This is a genomic window from Clostridioides sp. ES-S-0010-02, assembly GCA_020641055.1.
Lineage (GTDB): Bacteria > Bacillota > Clostridia > Peptostreptococcales > Peptostreptococcaceae > Clostridioides.
The window spans coordinates 2,799,693-2,819,501 of record CP067345.1 but is presented as its reverse complement, the minus strand read 5'-3'; the positions used below and the strand labels follow the sequence as shown (position 1 = coordinate 2,819,501).

Genomic DNA, 19,809 nt, shown 5'->3' with positions numbered 1-19,809 from the left:
TATACTTACACATAATCAATAATGGTTTTTCAATAGGAAAATATGAGATTAATAAAATAAAAATTACCTTTACATTACTTTAACTTGCAGAAAAGTTGAGTTTTTATTAGCTTATTGACGACTATTAATAATCATATTGATGTACTTTATTTAAAATGCACTTATATATCTCTGTTAAGTATTCTTCATTGAGGAGAATACTTTTTTGGATTTTCTTTAAATAAATAATTATTTAGTAAAAGTGATTAAAATTTTTCAAAATAGATAAAATATGTTAAAATATAACTTAAAAATGATTATATATTTTCCTTATGTTGAGATTATTAAGTTATAAGAAATGAATAAAATGAAATTTAAAGATATTGCTAATATAAGTGTTTTGTTTTACCTAGATTAGAAAATAATAACTCCATTTCTGTGAATTCAATTAAATTTATTCTATTAGATTTAAATTGCGATTATAGAAAATGTTGTATAAATAAAAAACATAAAAAATAATGTTATTTATGATATATTAAAGAATAAACAACTACTATTATCTTCAGAAAATGTAGGAATAATAGATTAAATTATATATAAGAGGCTAGCTTTTACTGAACTAAAAGAAGTGTGTTAGAAGTGGAGTGATGAAATGAGCAAAGTGGCTAAAGCAACTTTTTATTTGATGATAGTTACTGTAATATCTAAGATTCTTGGCATGGGTAGAGAATTGGTTTTATCATCAATTTATGGAACAGGTTTGTATACAGAAAGTTATTTGACAGCTATGAATATACCAAATATTATATTTGCAGCAATAGGAACTGCTATAGTTACTACTTTTATACCAATGTATCAAGACATAAGTAGTAAACAAGGTGAAAAACAAGCAGTAAAATTTTTAAACAATGTCTTAAATATAATAGTTGGTATATGCATAATTGTAGCTATACTGGGTGTGATTTTTTCAAAACAACTTGTGAGTATATTTGCTATAGGATTTGAAGGCGAAAGATTTGAGCTTACTGTAAAATTTACTAAAGTACTTATAACGGGAATAATATTTATAGGTATTACTAGTGTTATGTCAGCATTTTTACAAATAAAAGAAAATTTTATCATAGTTGGATTTGGTAGTATCCCCTATAATATAGTAATAATTATTTCAATAATGATAAGTACCGTGTTTGGACCATATGTACTTCCAGTTGGTGCTGTAGTTGCTATGATAGTTCAGCTACTTTTTTACATGTTTTTTGTTAAAAAAACAGATTACAAATATTCATTTTACTTAGATTTTAAAGATGATAGTCTTATAAAATTGCTGGCATTACTTTCACCAGTGTTTATAGGTGTTGCTGTTAATCAAGTAAACTCATTAGTTGATACAACTTTAGCATCTACATTAGTTAAAGGTAGTATACCAGCACTTACTTATGCAGATAGGTTAAATGGTTTTGTTACAGGGACATTTACAGCCTCAATAGTGTCTGTTATGTACCCAATGCTGTCAAAATTAAGTGCAGAGAATAATCAAAAAAAATTTACTAGTTCAGTTAAATCTAGTGTCAATATGATAATAATTTCTATGATTCCTATTTCAGTTGGGTCTATTGTTTTTGCAAATCCAGTTGTTAGAATTATATTTGAAAGAGGAGCTTTTGATGCTAGAGCAACTCAAATGACAGCAACTGCTTTAGTTTTCTATGCAGTTGGAATGACTGCATTTGGACTTAGAGATATATTAGGTAAAGTTTTTTATTCATTACAAGATACAAAAACACCTATGGTAAATGGTATTATATCTGTTTGTGTAAATATAGTGCTAGATTTAATTTTAATAAAACCTATGGCTCATGGTGGTCTTGCTCTTGCAACTAGTTCATCATCAATTGCATGTATATTGTTACTTTTCATAAATTTAAGAAGGAAAGTAGGTTATTTTGGACAAGATAAGATAATAAAAGCAACCTTAAAATCATTAGTAGCATCAGTTATTATGGGAATTTTATCATATTTTACGTATAAATTTATATTTGGACTTTTAGGCGTAGGTACACTTAACGAGTTAGTATCGTTAACCATTTCAGTAATAGTTGGAGGTGGAATTTATACATTACTAATGACCATTTTTAAAGTTGAAGAAGTTGATATGATATTAAATATTGCAAAAAGAAAGTTACACTTAAAAAACTAGTTTAACTATATTAATTATATATTTAGGAGGATTTTATGAAACACATATTAAAAACAGTAGACCATACTATTTTAAAGGCTACAACGACATGGGAAGATATTAAGATTTTATGTGATGAGGCTATAAACATGAATGTAGCATCAGTTTGTATACCACCATCATATGTAAAAAGAGCAGTAGAATATTTAAATAGTAAAATAAAGGTATGCACAGTAATAGGATTTCCCCTAGGATATCAAACTACTGCAACAAAGGTATTTGAAGCTGAAGATGCAATTAAAAATGGAGCAGATGAAGTTGATATGGTTGTAAATATTTCAGATATTAAAAATGGGGACTATGAGAAGATAGAAAATGAGATAAAAGAAATAAAAGCAATTATTGGAGATAAAATATTAAAAGTTATTATAGAAACATGTTATTTAGAGGAATATGAAAAAGTAAAGATGTGTGAGATAGTAACAGTGTCTGGTGCAGATTTTATAAAGACATCTACTGGAATGGGAACAGGTGGAGCTACTTTAGAAGATATAAAGCTTATGAAAGAGCATGTTGGAGAAACTGTTAAGATAAAGGCTGCTGGAGGTGTTAAATCGATTTCTGATGCAGAAAAATTTATAGAGGCAGGTGCTGAAAGATTAGGTACTAGTTCAATATGTAAAATATTAAAAAATGAAGACATAACAGGTTATTAAAACTATTAATTAATGGATAAAACAATGACAACTAGATATTAGTTTAATTATAAATTTATAGAATAAAAGGCAGAGGGAAATTTCCCTCTGTTTTTTTTATTTAATCTTGACAGAGAAAACTTTATAATATATTATAGTCTTATAGTTAGTTACTTAAGCAATTAACTAACTTAGGAAGGAGGAACCTATGAAATTAATATTAAATAATGAAGAACCCATATTTATTCAGATAGCACGAGCAATTGAAGATGAAATACTATCAGATGGAATAAAAGAAGAAGAGCAGGTTCCATCAACAACTGAACTTTCAAAGCTTTATAAAATTAATCCTGCTACAGTCTTGAAAGGAATAAATACATTAGTTGATAAGAATATTTTATACAAGAAGAGAGGGATAGGAATGTTTGTATCAGAGGGGGCAAGAAGTATAATAAAAGAAGTTAGGAAAGAAAACTTTAAAAATAATTTTATAAAAAATCTACTTCAAGAAGCAGATAAATTAGAAATAAACAGAGAAGAATTAGTTGATATTATAATAAATTTTAAGGGGGAGTAATGTATGAGTAACTCTATTAGGATAAAAAATTTGTCTCATAGCTTCAAAAAACAAAAGATTTTTGATAATGTATCTCTGAATTTTGAAGAAAATAAAATATATGGTTTATTAGGAAAAAATGGTGCTGGGAAAACTACATTATTGAATATAATAGTAAATCAATTAATTCAAAGTGAAGGAGATATAGAAATTTCAGGAAAAAATATAAAAGAAGATTTAAAAGTATTGGAAGATATTTGTATTGTAAGAGAAAAAGAATTTTATAATTCAGACTTTAAGGTAGGTCAGATATTTGAGTTTTCTTCTAGCTTCTATAAAAATTATGATAAGGCATTAGAAGAAAAACTATGTAAATATTTTGATTTAAATATAAAGAAAAAGTATAGACAATTGTCTAGGGGAATGAAGACTATACTTTCAAATATAATAGGAATTTGTTCCAATTCAGCTATTACTATATTTGATGAACCAACAATTGGTCTAGATGCAGTAAACAGGCAAGAATTTTATAATGTAATCTTAGATAATTATATAAAAAATCCAAGAACGATAATAATATCAACTCATTTGATTGATGAAATAGATGATTTATTAGAGCATGTAATAATATTAAATGAAGGTAAGATTATTATAGATGAAGATATTGATACTATAAAACAAAAAGCTCATTATATTACTGGAAGCAGAGAAGAAGTAGAAAAATTAGAAGCAATAAGAAATGTAAAGCCTAAAAAATCATTTGGAAATACAGTTGCCTATTTTTACTATGGTGACTTTAATAAAAACGATGAAAATATACTTAAAAATTCAAATATAGATGTAGGATATATAGGATTACAAGATATGTTTGTAAGTATGACTAAAAAGGAGGTTTTGTAATTGAATGAATTAAGACCATATATGAAATTTTTTAATAAAAATACAAAAACGTATATAATTTTATTTTTGGTAATAGGTGTTTTTTTAAATGTTTTACCACTTATTATTGTAAATTTTGCTAATTTACCTAGAGAAGACTTATCTTCATTTACAACTCCACTTTTAAACTATATAAGTATACTAATATTTGTATATGGAATATCTATAGTAAATAAAGATTTTTCAGGTGCTTTAAGTATAAGGGCAGATAGAAAGAATTGTATAAAAGCTATTATACTAACTTTAATTATTTTAGCCTTTGTTCTTTCTATTGTAAGTATAGTTTTGATATTTTTATCAAAGTTATCTATTGAGCTTATAACTGGTTATAAGGTAGATATGTTAGCTTTACTGAAACAAGATTTAATTTGGACCTCTATACCCATGATAATAAAATCATCAACAACAAATATGCCACTAGCTTATTTAAATTATTTTATAAATTTATGTATTAGTGAAATATGTATAGGTTTGATAGGCGCTTTATTGGGTGCTTTTACGTATAGGGTTAGAAAAGCTACAAGCTTTACCATATTAATAGGACTACCAATATTGATATTAATTTATGTAGTTAATTTTGCAATTAAACATATGCAAAAAATGATTACATATTTAGATAAAATTATTATTTTATTTGAAAATCCTTCTATTTTATTAGGGTTAAAAGTAGGAACTATATTTGTTTGTATAGCCTTAATAATATTACTACTTAGAAGAGCTCCAATTAAGGATTATGCAAATGATTTATTATAATTAAAATAGAAATCACCTTAAAAGTAGATTTAAATATTACTAGTGAAAAGCCCTTAAAAACCATTTGTTTTGGATTTTAAGGGCTTTAATTTCATTACAAATATGAAGTTTCTAAAGCGAAATTTGAATACGGTTACTTTAAGCTAGCTTTATTAATTTTAACAAGTATATATTTTACTAATACTTATATTTACTCTTATATTTTTTTATAAACAATATAGATATAAATATAGTTATAATTTCAGCAAATGGAACAGTAAGCCATAATCCATTTAGATGCAATATAGGAGGAAGAATTACAATTCCTATAATTACAAAAACAAAGGCACGACTAAAAGATATAATAGCTGAAATTTTTCCGTTGTGAAATGCTGTGAAAAATCCTGATGCAAATATATTTATACCAACAAATAAAAAAGCAAAAGCAAATATTTTTAGACCTTGTAAAGCTAAACCAAATACCTCATTATCAGGATTTACAAAAACTCTAACAATAAGTGGTGCAAAAACTAAAGCTACAATAAAAACTAAAATAGAAGAAACAAATATAAATTTTAAAGAATGCTTAAATGTTTCTTTTAACTTATCACTATTTTCAGCACCAAAATTATAACTTATCAATGGTGATACTCCAGCAGCAAAACCTAGATAAACCGATGTCATCAAAAAGTGAGCATAAAGTACTATAGTAAGAGCTGCAAGTCCAGTTTCTCCTGCTAATCTTAAAGCAACTATATTAAATAAGAATGTTGTAATTCCTGTAGATAATTCTGTAACCATTTCAGAAGAACCATTTATCATTGTATCTCTTATAAGTCTAAAATCAGTTTTTGGTTTTTTTAATTTTAATGTAGACTTACTTGATAAGAAGTAGGCTATACCTAAAATACAAGTTAAAATGATACCTATAGCAGTTGCAACCGCAGCACCTAGAAGACCCATTCCAAAATATTTAATAAACACATAATCTAATATTATATTTGTTACACCTCCAATTACTGATAGAAATAAACTAAATTTAGAGTTTCCATCAGTTCTTGTAAAATATTCAAATATAAATTTTAAAATATAAAAAGGTGTACATAAAATCATAACCTTACCATAAGTTATACAATAAGGTAGTAGTTTATCTGTTGCTCCAAGTAAAATAGATATTTCTTTGACAAAAAAATACGAGATTATTGTGAATAAAATTCCAATAATCAATGAAAATAAAACTATAAAAGAAAATGTAGAATTGGCTTCATCTTGTCTATTTTCCCCCATACGTATAGAAACTATAGCTCCTCCACCAGTTGCCATCATTATTCCAAAACCACAAACAAGGTTGATTATGGGTAGTACAATATTTATACTAGCAAGAGCATCTGAGCCAACTAATGTTGACACAAATATACCATCTATTATTGTGTATAAAGATATAAATACCATGGATATAATTGCAGGAGAAACAAATTTCAGAAATTCAAAAGTAGTGAATTTTCTTGTAAATAAATTTTCCATAAATTTTACCTCCTTTTATTACTCTCTATATATAATAAGGTATATAGTAACTATATAGTCAAGAAAAACTTTGCTAATACTATAAATGGCTTTAAATCAATAATAACTTATGTTTCGTATAATTTATAGAATAGCGATTAATGAACTTTTATTGAAAGAATAATTATACTCTATTGAAAAAGATAATTATATCTTAAGAAAATCTTTAGAAATATAGGTATATAATCTTAAGTTTTACAGCTTATCATATATATAAGATTTTGTTTGATAAGAAGTATATTTTAGTAACTATATATATTCAATATAGTTTTCCTTAGGTTGGCTATTATTTATTAAATGTAATAACTATAGTATAGAGAATAGGTTACTTTTATTTCAATCAACAATTTTATATATTATATAGATATTAGGAGTGTGAAGTATGAAAAGGTTTTTTGTATTAGTTTTGGGATGTGTTTTTGTTTTAGGTATACTTTCTGGTTGTAGTAAAAAAGAGTCTAAGCCTATAGACACAAGCGAAAAGAATAGTGAATGGTTTTTTAATCTAGAAACAAAAGATGTAGATGGAAATAAGGTAACAAAGGAGGTGTTTTCAAGTAAAGACCTTACTCTTATTAATGTTTGGACTACCTGGTGTGGTCCATGTGTAGGTGAGATGCCAGAACTTGAAGCTTTATCAAAAGAATATGCAAGTAATAATTCAAATGTAGCTATAAAGGGATTAGTTGTAGAAGTGGATGGAGCTGATATGAAAACTGGTCTTTCTGATGAAGAGAGAGACTTAGTTAAAGATATTATGAAAAAATCAAATGCTACCTATCAACAATTAACAGTATCTGAAGGTTTGAAAAAGACTGATTTTAAAAGAATTATAGAGTTTCCAACAACTTATTTTGTAGACAAGAACGGGAAATTTGTAGGTGACAAAGTTGCAGGTGCAAATAGCAAAGAAGAATGGAAAAAAATTATAGATGAAAGATTAAAGATGGTAAAAAGTAATGAGTAACTTTATTAAAGAAAATAAAAAAGGTATTTCTATTATTGTAATTGGTATTTCATTTATTGTATTGGGCATATATCGTGGAGAAGCAAATATAGTATTAACTAAAGCAATTATGATTTGCCTTGAATGTATTGGTATTGGTTAGGAGAGCAATCATGAAGTTATTATCAAAAATAAACAATAATATAAGAATTATTACTCAGATTGCATTTACAGCATTAACAAATGGATATATAAATGGTTTTTTGCAAGGGACTATTTATGGTGGAGAAAGTAAAAACTTGTGTGTACCTGGATTAAATTGCTATTCTTGTCCAGGGGCACTAGGTGCATGTCCAATAGGTTCACTACAAGCCGTTTTATCAAGTAGGGATTATAAATTTTCATTTTATGTTGTAGGATTTTTAATGGCATTTGGAGCTTTTTTTGGACGCTTTGTTTGTGGATGGCTTTGTCCTTTTGGACTTATTCAAGATTTATTATATAAAATACCATTTCCATTAAAAGTAAAAAAAGTTTATGGTGACAAATATTTAAAATATCTAAAATACATAGTTTTAATAGTTTTTGTAATTATTTTACCAATTACTATTGTAAATGTAGCAGGTGGTGGTAATCCTTGGTTTTGCAAGTGGATTTGTCCTTCAGGTACATTATTAGGTGGGGTACCTCTTATTTTAGAAAATGAAAGTTTAAAAGAATCCATAGGATTCTTATTTAGCTGGAAATTAAGTATTTTGATATTGATTTTATTAGTGTCAATAATGATTTATAGACCATTTTGTAGGTACTTATGTCCTTTAGGTGCAATTTATAGTTTCTTTAATCCTATTTCAATATATAGATTTAAAATTGATAAAGATAAATGTACAAATTGTACAGTATGTCAGTCAAAATGTAAGCTTGATATTCCAATATATGAAGATGTAAATAGTTTAGAATGTATTAGATGTGGTGATTGTATAAAAGTGTGCCCTCAAAATGCAATTACTGCAACTTTTTCAAAAAATATAAAGAATAAATCAATATTTAAAAAAAATGTAAGGGGAAATAATTTAATGAAGAAGATTACTATATGTATTATGATGTTTGCAATCTCAGTATTAGTATTAACTGGGTGTAATAATGACAATAAAATAAAAAGTGAAGTAGATAATATGTTTAATGCAATAAAGACTCAAGATTCTGATAAAGTAGATAAATATTTTCCAGAATCAGGGTTAGGTAGTTTTATCTATAGTGACAAAGAAGGATTTAAAATGTATTCTAAAAATATGTCTTGGAAAATCGAAAATATAAAGAAAAAAGACGATAAAGTTATTGTAGATTTAAAAATTAATAATACAGATATGGTTTCTATATTAAAAAAGAATCCTCCTAAATTAGGAGAAATGATGCCTAATCCAACTATGGAGGACATTGATTCTGCAAATAAAAAAGAGTTTACAATTGCTTTAGAAGTCGTTAAGTCTGGGGAAAATTATATATGTAAAGCTAGCCCTGAATTTGCAATGAAACTTTTAAATGTAATTACTGGAGGAGGTACAGATTATCTAGCTGAGTATAATAAAGATTATTTTAAAAAACTTGATGGAGAATAAAAAAACTAAATTTATAGATAAAACATACTCAATAATTTATTAAAATTATGGTCAATATGTAGAAGTTTATTATGTAAAAGTTGTTTCTTATAGAAATAAAGATGCTAATAAAGAACATAATTGGCAATATAAATATTTGCTTGAATTATATAAAAATAATTAAATATGTAACATAAATAGTATAATAAAAGTGGCACTTAATTATAAGTGCCACTTTTATTATACTATTTATGTTATTTATAAGAGTTTATGTAGGTATTTTTTATAGGTTATAAATAGATTATATTGATTTGAAAAATTAAGTATTATAGTAATTATAAGTTTTAAATTTTAAGTTTTAAGTTTGGGACATGATATAAAGGATGATTCATATATTTTTCATAATTAGAACGAAGAATAAAATTATGTGTAGCTATGTATATTTGTTCTCCAATGTCATTGTTTAGTTCAACTCCCAATTCTTCACTTGCCTCTTTAGGAAATCCAATATGACCTTCATTTTTAATTGTATTGATAACTTTTTGGATGTTCATCATTTCGTTATCTTGAATAGATATATCAGGGCGTTCTTGGTAATTATCATTTACTAATTCTGGATAGAGTGATAACATATTAGATGTTTCAATCCAGCCTGCGTGAAAATCATTTGGAAATAATTTGATTTTTTCTTTAATAGAATTAGAAAATTTTCTTAAGATTCCCTTTTGTTCGCAATTAAAAATTGAACCCATAGGTGCAATGGAAATTATGCCATATTCTTTGTTGATTGATTTACAGGCTTGTTCTATAGCAATTGTATGTAGTGGGTCAGCATGAGCAGATATAACAACGATATTTTTAACACCCCATTTGACTATGTTCTTTAATGTACTATAAATTATTTTGTAAATTAATTCACGGCTAATATGAATATTACCTGGGAAAGTTCCCATATCTGCAAAGCCCAAAGGTATTATAGGCAGTTTTCCATAACAATAGCTAGGTAAAATTGAGTCTAGTTTATTAATTGCAAGGTTAATCCATTCATCTGTTTCATAAATATCCACACCTATTGGTAAATGTCTACCATGTTCCTCAATTGGAGCTATACCAACAAATACTACTAGTTTTTCTTTGTCTAAATTCAAAATATCTTCCCATGAAAGAGTAAGTAAGTTATAATTCATAGCCTTGAACCTCCTGAAAATTTATTTTAGTAGTGATATTATTTTCTATATACATAATAATTAACACTAATATGTATATATAGTACTTTATATAAATAGTAATATATATACATATTAGTGTCAAGAAAGAAATAACTCTGATTTTAAAAACAACGACGATTCTTTTAATAATTGTTAAGTGAAAAAGTTAATGCTTATAAATTTATTACAATATTTTTTAGACTAAATATAAAGAGCAAGTATAGTACTATTAAAAAATAGAAGATATTTATTCAAAAAACACCAATCGGAAATTAAAACAAAAAACTTTATGGTATTTATGAAAACTTTATTAGAAATACAATTTAAATTATATATTATAGAAGTTTAAATAATAAAAGTAGTAGATATTTTGATTTCTAAGGGAAATAGTATTTAAGAAAATTGGAATATAGAAATTTGAGGACAAGGTAAAAGTGATAGAGAGAAAATTTTATATAGAATTTTCTCTCTATCACTTATGTAGGTAAACTATGTAACATTATTTTATTATTTATGTAATTATTTTTGTTTACAGATGTATTTTATAGACCAAGATTTTCTCCAACTAATATTACTTTTATCTTATTTGCTGGACGACTGATTCTTGTAGTTACCATATATGCACAAATACTTTCAGGACTTGTGCAATCTATACAACTACCATTAATATAGCAAGGAGTATTAACATCTTGAAAACGCTGTACAACTGCTGGTGCAGCAATTGTTCTAGTTCTTTGTATTGCATCACCAATATTTTTTACAATCTTATTCATGCCAGCAACAACTATAACATTTTTTGGTCCAAAAATCATTGCAGCTACACGATTTCCATTCCCATCAATATTAAAAAGCTGACCATCTTCACTAATAGCATTACTACTCATTAAAAAAGTATCACATAGAAGTGCTTGACGCATAATTTCTGTTCTTTCTTCTGGACTTTTTGCCAAATCCCTATCAATAACTTTATATCCTTTATTTTTAACAGCAATTTGTACACCCATTTCCTTAAGAGTTTCAGAACCTCCCCATGAGACTGTATGATTTTGAGGAATTAAATCTAAAATTTGTTGTAAAGCATCGTTTTTAGTTTTACAGTAATAAGCATCAAAATAGCGTTTTTTAAGAGCTGTAACGATGTTTGGACCTAACTTATCGTAACGTTTTTCTAATGGTGTTTGTCTTATCATACTAAAATCACTCCTGTATTTAAATTTTAAAGTTGTAACTATTATGCTAATTAAATTTACCTACTAGATAATTGTATAAATAAAGATAAAGAAAAGATTATACAAAATAAGCTTACATAAAACCAATTTTATTATTAACTTTTCCTAAAATTATGAAAATAGTTACAATATAGTTATAACACAAATAAGTTTTTATTATAAGATGTATATTATTAATTTTTAGTAAATAATCAAGTGGAAAAATAGTTCTGTTAAGAGTTCTTATTTTTAAAACTACTATATAAGAATGTTGTAAATTGTAGTTGATTATATGATTTTTTCACAAATATTTATTATAAATAAATGACTTAAGTTCTATTGAATAATAAAAAAGTAAAGAAGCAGTTTAGATGCATCTTTACTTTAATTAATTTTATGTTATATAAATTTGTTTAGAGTTTTTTAATTACATATTTTTGTAGTTTTCCAATATTCTGATATAATGATTGGCTTCTCTTAACACATGGTCTGCTAAAAGTGGCAATATTATAGATTTTATTTTACATTCTTCTATTCCAGATACTCCAGCCTCTTTAAAATCTTTGAATTCAACTGTTTCATCTAGAGTTTTATCTGTCATACTATTTATAGTAGCATCATTCATTTTATTTGCTTCTTCTATTAATTCCTTAAATTTTGCAGCAAATTCGTTTGAAGTATTGATTAGTTCATTTTCAGATGGGTCAAGTAATCCTCTTATAAACAATGCATGCTCCATCATAATTTGATCCCAAAATAATTCTATCTCTTTAAAATCTTTTGAATCAATATCTATTTTATTTTCTAGGTCAATTACATAGGAACGATATAAGTTAGCTTCATGTATTATATGTTCAATAAGTAGAGGGTAATTTGAGGTAAATAGATTGCATGATAGCACTCCATCTAGAACTCTTTCCTTTAGATTAATAAGTCCATCAAGTAACTTTAGTGAATCTGAGTTAAGCTGAGCTACATAATTTACTAAATCTTGGCTAACCTGTGGATTTACACCACTTTGTAAATTTAATTCTCTTGTGGTTATGTTTTGATTTATTTCTATTCCTGTAAATTCCTCTGTCTTTTTTTCTGCATTCAATGTATGACTAGTGACAATTTCTTCTGAATATAATATATCAGGTCTAATTACACCATTGCTAGCACTAACAGCATATGATAATAATTCCTCAAATTGCTTTTTATAGTGGTCAGCTTCTAGAGCAAGATTGTAATCATTAGGTGTGAATCCTGCTTCCAAAAAAAGAGAATGCTCTTTCATGATTCTTGAAAAAAATAAGTGTAATTCAAGTGATAAAATAACATATTTTTGATTATCTATCATAACTTCCTCCCTTTAAAAATTATCTTGTTTATAATACTTTATTCTTAAGATTTGATTTTATGTATATTAGAAATAAATTAATTAAATTCTCTTGTTACTAGTTTTAAGATTTATTATTAGATTTTAGTTTTGAATACATAACTTTTGGATAAAACTATTAAAGCTAAAATACATAAAAGTAGGCAAGAAGAATCTTATATAAAATTCTTTTGCCTACTTAATATACTTGACTTTATGCCAAACCACACTCACATAATAAAATCATTATTCTATGGAGACATGACTCCACAGTATCTTCGCCATATTTTTTAATAAAATCATCGATTTGAGTTTCTATAAATGAATAGTATTCTTTTAAATTAGCAATATATGCAGTCATTATATGGACACATTCATCAATTTTATCTTTAAACACAACCAATCCCCCTAAAAAACGAAAAATTAAAATATTCAGTAAATAGCATGTATTATTTCATTTGATAACCTATATAGTATGATATATTGGCTAGAAAAATTTTACAAGTGGGTATGCAAAACTGGTTGTTATAATTGCAAAACTGGATAGCTGTTTTGTTATATGTTCATGAATAAGAAACCAAGTAAGATATTGGGCAAATCCATTATCAAATAGATTTTTTATATATCATTTAAATTGGTAAATAGGATATTGATGTATTTTTTTTTATCAACTATAATTTAGAATATGAAGTGATAAATTTCTCCAGTAAATTAAGCTATTTAATGTGTATATATAAATGATTAAGCAATCCTCTGTAATAAAAAATAATTTTGGAAATGTTGTTATAAGTAATAGTAACAATGAAGGAGGCATGTATATGAACAGACATAACATTGAAATTATATTAAATCAGATAAAGACTAATATATATATTACAGATATTCATACTAATAAAATTATTTTTATGAATGAAAATATGAAAGAAGAATACAGTATTTTAGTTCCAGAAGGAAAAGTCTGTTGGGAAGTATTATATCCCGAAAAAAATATTCCTTGCAGTTGTTGTAAGATTTCAGAATTACTAGCGAGCAATAAAAAAGGAGTATCAATAAAATGGTATGAAAAATGTAATAAGTTAAATAGAGTTTTTGAGAATTATGATAGTTTAATTACATGGTATGATGGGACAACTGTTCATATACATCAATCTATAGATATTACAAACTCTATAGATTTAAACAAACAACTTAAGATTGATGAGTTTTGTCACGTATCAGATAACGATGAAAAAAAAGAGAACTTTGAGTATTTAAATATATCAAGAGATAAATTTGATTATGATTCCACTTTACTTTATGATGCTCTTATTAGAGGTACAGATGAATATATATATATATGTAACTTCAAAACAGGAGTATTTCGATATTCACCATCACAAGTTGAATTATTTGATTTACCAGGAGAAATTGTGGAAAATCCACTTGAATATTGGAAAAAAATTGTACATCCAGAGGACTGGAATCGTTTTTATAAGTCAAATATGGAAATAGGTAAAGATTATATGGATTATCATACAGTTGAATTTAGAGCTAAAAATCGTAGTGGAGAATATATATGGTTAAAGTGTAAAGGCCAATTAATGCGTGATGAATTTGGAGAGCCAAGTATTTTTGCAGGAATTATGACGCAGTTAGGTAAACAAAATAAGATTGACCCATTAACACAGTTATTGAACTACTATGAGTTTATGAGTGTATTTGAAGAAAAACTTTCAAATCCCATGATTGAAAAATTATGCATAATGCTACTAAATATTGATGACTTTAAGAATGTTAATGAGATATATGATAGAGCCTTTGGAGATAACATAATAAAAACTTTAGCACAATCTATAAAATCTATTTTGCCAGGTAATGCTGAACTTTATAAACTTGATGGTGATGAAATGGGAATTCTTGTTGATAATGTTGAAGAAAATGACATTCGAATTCTATATGAACAAATACAGAATTTGATTATACATCTTCACTTGTGGAGAAAATATGGATTAAATATAACAATTTCTACTGGATGTGCTATATATCCAAAGCATGGAGATACAGTAAAAGAACTTTATAAATATGCTAGCTATTCTTTACAGTATGCTAAAGAACATGGAAAGAATAAACTTGTTTTTTTCTCTGAAAAAATCTTGAAAAATAAAATGCATTCATTGGAAATGATGTGGGAGTTGAAAGCATCAATTAATGATAATTTTCGAGGATTTAGTCTTAGATTTCAGCCACAAGTAGACACGCAAAGTCATAAAATAATAGGTGTAGAAGCACTTTTAAGATGGACTAACCAAAAAGGTGAAGCAATTTCTCCTTTAGAATTTATTCCAATTTTGGAAGAAAATGACATGATAAATGATGTGGGAGCATGGGTACTTCGAATGGCATTACGTACTTGTAGTGATTGGATTGATTATAATCCTCTTTTTACAGTAAGCGTAAATATTTCAGCTGTACAAATATTAGAGGAGACGTTTATTGAGGATGTAATTAAAATTATATCTGAGGAAAGTTTTCCTTATCAAAATCTTGTATTAGAGTTGACAGAAAGTCATACAGTACAAAATATGAGTATTTTACAAGATAAGTTTGAAATTCTACAATGTTTAGGAATTCGTATTGCTATGGATGATTTTGGTACAGGGTACTCTTCTTTAGAGATTTTAAAATTTTCTCCAATAGATATAGTTAAAATTGATAGAGTATTTGTCAAAGACATATTAAAAAGTAAGTTTGATGCTACATTCATACGATTTATTGTTGCAATTTGTCATGATGTAGGCATAAGAGTGTGTTTAGAAGGAGTAGAAACACAGGAGGAGTATGATTTAGTTAAGCAAATGAAACCAGATTACATACAGGGATATTTTTTTGGAAAGCCGCAAACAGCAAGAGAAATTTTAGCTATTTTAAAATTAGATATCTAATACTAATCAAATTTTCAATTTCACATTTACTTATATAATCTAGCAAGTAAATATATTTTAATTTTAACTGACATTTAACCTTAGATAAAAATAAAGAAAAAGTAAAATATAGGTAGATTATGTAAATATATATGCTATAATAGGGTTAACAAGAAGAAGCAGTCTACAATCTAAAGAGTGAGGTTCATGCGTAAAGAATATCCTCCCAACGTTAAGAAGGGAGGTGAATTGTGCATGGATATTTTTTTACGAGGTGTACTAGAACGTTTAGTTGCCAGTTTTATAGTTAACAAACTATTTGGAAAATGTAAAAAACCACTCGAAGCGGCAACTAAGAGTGGTTGGGAATTTGATTTAAAAATCACATTCCGTAAAAATGAGTAATTTTAAATTACGAACTCCACTCTACTGACAATAGATTGTAGTTCTTCTTGTTTTTTATTATACCACAAATTGATACAATTATTCAAAAAAAATATTTATATAATATGATATAATTATATAAATTTTGCAGTAATTTATGTATGTGATAGCTGCTATCAATTGAACTATTTATAGCTCACTGGAGATTTAACAAAAGGTATAAGCTATGATAGTGTCAAAGCAGGAAAAACTAATAAAGCTAGTAATATGATTGATGATGCTAGTTCAATTCTAATTATGTTCAAAATCTATTAATACACTATATTAAGTATTTGAATTGAGATTAAAATCTCATACAATTTTGTATCTTAGTTCAAAGTCTAAAAATCGGGTGGGACTTGGTAACTTCACTCATTATACAGGTACTGGTGATTAATCTAGGTTCGATTCATAGAACTTGAGACATAATATGTAATTCCACCTTAAAAAGACTAAGTTTGGGTAAGTTTAGTCTTTTTAAATTCTAAAATTCTTCTAATGCAGTTCATATTCAGTACACAAACTTTTGGTAATATATAAGTAAATCAAAGAGTGTATAGACACTAAATGAATTCAAATATACATACTTGTACATAAAATATATGATAATTTTGGGAGGTATAAACATGAAATGTCCTAACTGTGCTAGTGAGAAAATTCAAAAAAATATTAAATGGGGAGGAAAAGGAAATGCTGGTAATGTTGGACTAAGATATAGTTTACTAGGAGTAGCAACCGTATATTCTGATTTATGTTTGGATTGTGGTGAAATAGTTAGAACATACATAATGGAAAATACTGATGAGGATTGGCAGATAAAGAGAATAAAGAATATAAAAAAATAGAATAAGTTAAAAGGCTATCTTTGTAGATGGTCTTTTTTTATATAATAAATTGAAAAGGAGAATGAATTATGAAATTTGAAGAAGTATTACCACTAATAAAAAATGAAGAAAAAGCATTTAGATTATATTTGAATGGGAAAGGAATGTACATGCAAATGGATAAAGGCAGAAATTATGAGTTTTCATAAATTTATCCATTCTTTGTAATAAAAAACACATTAAATTCTTTTAATACATGGGTTCCAAGTGTAAGTGATATATTTGCAGAGGATTGGGAAGTAATAAGAGGAGAATGATAAGGGATGGATAGGATGTTAATAAATGATAAGAGTTTTTATCCAAATAATATTTATCCAGCAATAGACTTTCTCAAGATAAAAAGACAGTTAAAATCAATATACGTTTATGAGATTGAACAGTTATTCAAGTCTCAAGTTGAAAATTTTAGTATATCAAAACTTAAGAATTGATGCTTAAGAAGGTAGCAACTGTAAATAGTTGTTACCTTCTTTTTTAATAAATTTAAAGTTTATAAAACAATATATCTTTTCCTAATTAAATAATAGGATATTATTGTTATGATAGACACTAATATTACTGATATTATTGCAGTATCAAGTCTTCTTGTTAATAAACCCATGATTATATATTCTAAACCTATTAAATAGTGATAAAATATTTCTAGTTTAGTAGCTTTTTCTCTATCTATATTCCCATATTTTAATTCTAATTTATCTAAATATTTTTTCTTACAATAATTAGTTTTACCCTTGATTAAATATCCTACAGTAACTACTATTGTAAATGTTACTCCATAACTTAAAAATATAATGTTCCAAGAATTCATAGTAGAGATACCTCCATTTAGATTTATTTTCTTAATCAAAGTATATCAGTAGTATAAACATAAAGAGTGTCTAAAAAATTACAAATATTAACAAAGGGAATAAAATTATAGTAAAAGTTTTAATAATAAAACGAACAAAAACTATCATACTAAAACATAAGACATGTTATAATTGTATTACAAAGTTTCATTAATTACACTAAAAGCACTTCTGCAAAAGAGTGCTTATTTTTTTGGAATTCATTAATATATATGAACTATTAAGAACATTACTCAACACACTTTAAAATTGATTTAAATAGGTCTTTTTAACAACCTAAATCATATGATATAATAAAAAAATAGAAGTGTACTGCCAATACACTTCTATAGTTATAACTAAGCATTCTCATGTCGGGGAGTGCTTTTTTCATTTTTCCAAACAATATTATTTACTTCATCAATAATTATCAAATCAATCTCATTTTCTTCTAATATTTCTGTTGCAGTAAAAATTAGATTATCTAAGTCAAAACTTCGAGTTATTTCTAGTTGATTGTTGTTTAGAGTTCTTTTTAGTATGTAAGTCTTAAAACACACTTATATCACCTCTCATATTTATAAAAAAATTAAACATATATTAGCCTCTAAAATAGTTACATTAACTTGTGTTTTTAATAAACTTGTATTTACTCTTTTTTATCTAAAAGTATATTTATGAGCAAATATGCAACAAATAAAAAAATCTCAATGACACATAGTGTTATAGCTATAACTATAAGTGATTGATTTTTCCATGCACTATAAGCTATGATGAAAAGAAATGTAAAAGCGCATAATGTATAATTCATAATTTTAACTAATATATGACTTGTTTTCATTGTTAAGTATAAGTCTCTTTCATCTGCATTATCTTGTAATTCTTCAACAATGCCTTTTTTTGAAAAAGCATTGTAAAAATTAAAGATTGCTATTGTAATTAAAAGGAATGATGAAATTAGGAATCTTTGTTCTTTTAAAATGCAGTAAATAACTATGCTAGCACAGCATAACATAGAAGCTATAACAGCTACTATAAAACCTCGTCTATTCTTTACCTTCATGTTTTTTGTCCTCCATTTCTTTATTTTCTTTTAAACAACATAGTTCTTCAATAGTTATACCAAACACTTGTGCCATACGATAAGCAAGCATAAGAGAAGGACTATATTGCTCTTTTTCAATAGAAATAATTGTTCTGTTTGATACATGGACTAAATCAGCAAGTTGTTGCTGTGTTAAACTCATATTTGTTCGAAATTCTCGCACTTTTGTTTTCATTCCATACCCTCTCTCTATATGAAGCTAACTTCATGTGAAGTTAGCTTCATAATATCCTAAAAAGAGTAAAATGTCAATTTTTTTTAGAGAAAAGATAAAAATAAACTAAAAAAGTAGAATATATTGTAAATTTTACCTGTAGTTTTTGTATTAAAAAGTTCCTACTATTAGTTTAAGTTAAATTTTATGTTATATAGAAAGAAGGAATATATTATGCTAAATAAAAAATTACCAGATGCAGAATTAAAACTCATGAAATTTATTTGGAATTTGGCATACAAAACTGTAATATCAAAAGATGTTGCAGATGAAAACTATGGGTGGAAACATACAACTACAATTACAATCTTAGCAAGATTAACTAAAAAGGTTTTTTAATATCTCAGAGAATTAGAAGACATGTACACTATACAGTATTAGTGAAAGAAAAAGAATTTTTTGAGGTTTACATAACAATCCTTTATCAGAAATAATTTCAAAGCTACATAAAGAGGAAACAACAGAAGACAAAATAACAGAGATATGAGAATGGATA

20 protein-coding genes and 2 pseudogenes are annotated in these 19,809 nt (G+C 26.2%); 14 read left to right on the top strand and 8 right to left on the bottom strand.

Features of this window, described 5'->3' with window-relative positions:
• Nucleotides 1-631: 631 nt before the first annotated feature.
• The 5 genes from murJ to JJC01_13155 all read left to right on the top strand — a co-directional run bounded on the left by murJ (nt 632) and on the right by JJC01_13155 (nt 5,098).
• Complete coding sequence (gene murJ / locus JJC01_13175; protein UDN57119.1) at nt 632-2,176, top strand: murein biosynthesis integral membrane protein MurJ; 1,545 nt, start codon at nt 632-634, stop codon at nt 2,174-2,176.
• 35 nt (nt 2,177-2,211) lie between these two features.
• Complete coding sequence (gene deoC / locus JJC01_13170) at nt 2,212-2,871, top strand: deoxyribose-phosphate aldolase (GenBank protein UDN57118.1); 660 nt, start codon at nt 2,212-2,214, stop codon at nt 2,869-2,871.
• A gap of 187 nt (nt 2,872-3,058) precedes the next feature.
• Nucleotides 3,059-3,427, top strand: coding sequence for a GntR family transcriptional regulator (locus JJC01_13165; GenBank protein UDN57117.1), 369 nt, complete (start codon nt 3,059-3,061; stop codon nt 3,425-3,427).
• Nucleotides 3,428-3,430: 3 nt separating this feature from the next.
• Entirely contained in the window at nt 3,431-4,306 is an 876-nt protein-coding gene (locus tag JJC01_13160; GenBank protein ID UDN57116.1) for an ABC transporter ATP-binding protein, read from the top strand.
• A complete protein-coding gene (locus JJC01_13155; GenBank protein UDN57115.1) occupies nt 4,307-5,098 on the top strand; it encodes an ABC transporter permease in 792 nt (263 codons plus the stop codon).
• Between the two features lie 177 nt (nt 5,099-5,275).
• On the opposite strand, the gene JJC01_13150 is transcribed toward JJC01_13155, so the two are convergent.
• Nucleotides 5,276-6,601: an MATE family efflux transporter gene (locus JJC01_13150; GenBank protein ID UDN57114.1), complete on the bottom strand. Its 1,326-nt coding sequence runs from the start codon at nt 6,599-6,601 to the stop codon at nt 5,276-5,278.
• Between the two features lie 421 nt (nt 6,602-7,022).
• On the opposite strand from JJC01_13150, the gene JJC01_13145 reads away from it, so the two are divergent.
• The 3 genes and pseudogenes from JJC01_13145 (at nt 7,023) to JJC01_13135 (ending at nt 8,614) form a co-directional block, all read left to right on the top strand.
• A complete protein-coding gene (locus JJC01_13145) occupies nt 7,023-7,607 on the top strand; it encodes a TlpA family protein disulfide reductase (GenBank protein ID UDN57113.1) in 585 nt (194 codons plus the stop codon).
• Nucleotides 7,600-7,749 carry a hypothetical protein gene (locus JJC01_13140; GenBank protein ID UDN57112.1) on the top strand — a complete coding sequence of 50 codons (150 nt, stop codon included), beginning with the start codon at nt 7,600-7,602 and terminating at the stop codon, nt 7,747-7,749. Before JJC01_13145 ends, JJC01_13140 begins: the two co-directional genes overlap by 8 nt.
• 10 nt (nt 7,750-7,759) lie before the next feature.
• A pseudogene (locus JJC01_13135) lies at nt 7,760-8,614 on the top strand (4Fe-4S binding protein).
• 914 nt (nt 8,615-9,528) lie between these two features.
• On the opposite strand, the gene JJC01_13130 reads toward JJC01_13135, so the two are convergent.
• The 4 genes from JJC01_13130 to JJC01_13115 form a co-directional block, all read right to left on the bottom strand.
• The gene (locus tag JJC01_13130) at nt 9,529-10,371 is read right to left on the bottom strand and encodes a creatininase family protein (protein UDN57111.1); all 843 of its coding nucleotides are present in this window, start codon (nt 10,369-10,371) and stop codon (nt 9,529-9,531) included.
• 563 nt (nt 10,372-10,934) lie between these two features.
• The gene (locus JJC01_13125; GenBank protein UDN57110.1) at nt 10,935-11,582 is read right to left on the bottom strand and encodes a lactate utilization protein; all 648 of its coding nucleotides are present in this window, start codon (nt 11,580-11,582) and stop codon (nt 10,935-10,937) included.
• A 445-nt stretch (nt 11,583-12,027) separates the two neighbouring features.
• Nucleotides 12,028-12,942 (bottom strand): DUF2935 domain-containing protein, encoded by a 915-nt coding sequence (locus JJC01_13120; GenBank protein ID UDN57109.1) that lies wholly within the window; start codon nt 12,940-12,942, stop codon nt 12,028-12,030.
• 232 nt (nt 12,943-13,174) lie between these two features.
• The gene (locus JJC01_13115) at nt 13,175-13,357 is read right to left on the bottom strand and encodes a hypothetical protein (protein UDN57108.1); all 183 of its coding nucleotides are present in this window, start codon (nt 13,355-13,357) and stop codon (nt 13,175-13,177) included.
• A 421-nt stretch (nt 13,358-13,778) separates the two neighbouring features.
• Here JJC01_13115 and JJC01_13110 point away from each other — a divergent pair, with 421 nt between their 5' ends.
• From JJC01_13110 to JJC01_13090, 5 genes are all read left to right on the top strand, one after another.
• Complete coding sequence (locus tag JJC01_13110; GenBank protein UDN57107.1) at nt 13,779-15,881, top strand: EAL domain-containing protein; 2,103 nt, start codon at nt 13,779-13,781, stop codon at nt 15,879-15,881.
• Between the two features lie 234 nt (nt 15,882-16,115).
• Entirely contained in the window at nt 16,116-16,265 is a 150-nt protein-coding gene (locus tag JJC01_13105; GenBank protein UDN57106.1) for a hypothetical protein, read from the top strand.
• Nucleotides 16,266-16,909: 644 nt separating this feature from the next.
• Nucleotides 16,910-17,128, top strand: coding sequence for a hypothetical protein (locus tag JJC01_13100; GenBank protein ID UDN57105.1), 219 nt, complete (start codon nt 16,910-16,912; stop codon nt 17,126-17,128).
• A gap of 188 nt (nt 17,129-17,316) precedes the next feature.
• The gene (locus JJC01_13095; protein ID UDN60179.1) at nt 17,317-17,424 is read left to right on the top strand and encodes a DUF2829 domain-containing protein; all 108 of its coding nucleotides are present in this window, start codon (nt 17,317-17,319) and stop codon (nt 17,422-17,424) included.
• 6 nt (nt 17,425-17,430) lie between these two features.
• On the top strand, nt 17,431-17,598 hold the full coding sequence (locus tag JJC01_13090; GenBank protein ID UDN60229.1) for a hypothetical protein: 168 nt from the start codon (nt 17,431-17,433) through the stop codon (nt 17,596-17,598).
• Nucleotides 17,599-17,657: 59 nt separating this feature from the next.
• Here the strand turns inward: JJC01_13090 and JJC01_13085 are convergent, their stop codons facing one another.
• From JJC01_13085 to JJC01_13075, 3 genes are all read right to left on the bottom strand, one after another.
• Nucleotides 17,658-17,975 carry a hypothetical protein gene (locus JJC01_13085; protein UDN57104.1) on the bottom strand — a complete coding sequence of 106 codons (318 nt, stop codon included), beginning with the start codon at nt 17,973-17,975 and terminating at the stop codon, nt 17,658-17,660.
• Nucleotides 17,976-18,643: 668 nt separating this feature from the next.
• Nucleotides 18,644-19,057: a hypothetical protein gene (locus tag JJC01_13080; protein UDN57103.1), complete on the bottom strand. Its 414-nt coding sequence runs from the start codon at nt 19,055-19,057 to the stop codon at nt 18,644-18,646.
• Nucleotides 19,041-19,274, bottom strand: a complete 234-nt coding sequence (locus JJC01_13075) for a helix-turn-helix transcriptional regulator (GenBank protein ID UDN57102.1) — start codon at nt 19,272-19,274, stop codon at nt 19,041-19,043. The genes JJC01_13080 and JJC01_13075 overlap by 17 nt, the downstream gene beginning before the upstream one ends.
• A 213-nt stretch (nt 19,275-19,487) precedes the next feature.
• On the opposite strand from JJC01_13075, the pseudogene JJC01_13070 reads away from it, so the two are divergent.
• A pseudogene (locus JJC01_13070) lies at nt 19,488-19,800 on the top strand (BlaI/MecI/CopY family transcriptional regulator).
• The last annotated feature ends 9 nt before the right edge of the window (nt 19,801-19,809 follow it).

Excerpts from the sequence above, each read along its gene's own strand:
- murJ (UDN57119.1), top strand. The coding sequence starts at position 632 with ATGAGCAAAGTGGCTAAAGCAACTTTTTATTTGATGATAGTTACTGTA.
- deoC (UDN57118.1), top strand. The coding sequence starts at position 2,212 with ATGAAACACATATTAAAAACAGTAGACCATACTATTTTAAAGGCTACA.
- JJC01_13165 (UDN57117.1), top strand. The coding sequence starts at position 3,059 with ATGAAATTAATATTAAATAATGAAGAACCCATATTTATTCAGATAGCA.
- JJC01_13160 (UDN57116.1), top strand. The coding sequence starts at position 3,431 with ATGAGTAACTCTATTAGGATAAAAAATTTGTCTCATAGCTTCAAAAAA.
- JJC01_13150 (UDN57114.1), bottom strand. The coding sequence starts at position 6,601 with ATGGAAAATTTATTTACAAGAAAATTCACTACTTTTGAATTTCTGAAA.
- JJC01_13145 (UDN57113.1), top strand. The coding sequence starts at position 7,023 with ATGAAAAGGTTTTTTGTATTAGTTTTGGGATGTGTTTTTGTTTTAGGT.
- JJC01_13140 (UDN57112.1), top strand. The coding sequence starts at position 7,600 with ATGAGTAACTTTATTAAAGAAAATAAAAAAGGTATTTCTATTATTGTA.
- JJC01_13130 (UDN57111.1), bottom strand. The coding sequence starts at position 10,371 with ATGAATTATAACTTACTTACTCTTTCATGGGAAGATATTTTGAATTTA.
- JJC01_13125 (UDN57110.1), bottom strand. The coding sequence starts at position 11,582 with ATGATAAGACAAACACCATTAGAAAAACGTTACGATAAGTTAGGTCCA.
- JJC01_13120 (UDN57109.1), bottom strand. The coding sequence starts at position 12,942 with ATGATAGATAATCAAAAATATGTTATTTTATCACTTGAATTACACTTA.
- JJC01_13110 (UDN57107.1), top strand. The coding sequence starts at position 13,779 with ATGAACAGACATAACATTGAAATTATATTAAATCAGATAAAGACTAAT.
- JJC01_13105 (UDN57106.1), top strand. The coding sequence starts at position 16,116 with ATGGATATTTTTTTACGAGGTGTACTAGAACGTTTAGTTGCCAGTTTT.
- JJC01_13100 (UDN57105.1), top strand. The coding sequence starts at position 16,910 with ATGAAATGTCCTAACTGTGCTAGTGAGAAAATTCAAAAAAATATTAAA.
- JJC01_13090 (UDN60229.1), top strand. The coding sequence starts at position 17,431 with ATGGATAGGATGTTAATAAATGATAAGAGTTTTTATCCAAATAATATT.
- JJC01_13085 (UDN57104.1), bottom strand. The coding sequence starts at position 17,975 with ATGAATTCTTGGAACATTATATTTTTAAGTTATGGAGTAACATTTACA.
- JJC01_13080 (UDN57103.1), bottom strand. The coding sequence starts at position 19,057 with ATGAAGGTAAAGAATAGACGAGGTTTTATAGTAGCTGTTATAGCTTCT.
- JJC01_13075 (UDN57102.1), bottom strand. The coding sequence starts at position 19,274 with ATGAAAACAAAAGTGCGAGAATTTCGAACAAATATGAGTTTAACACAG.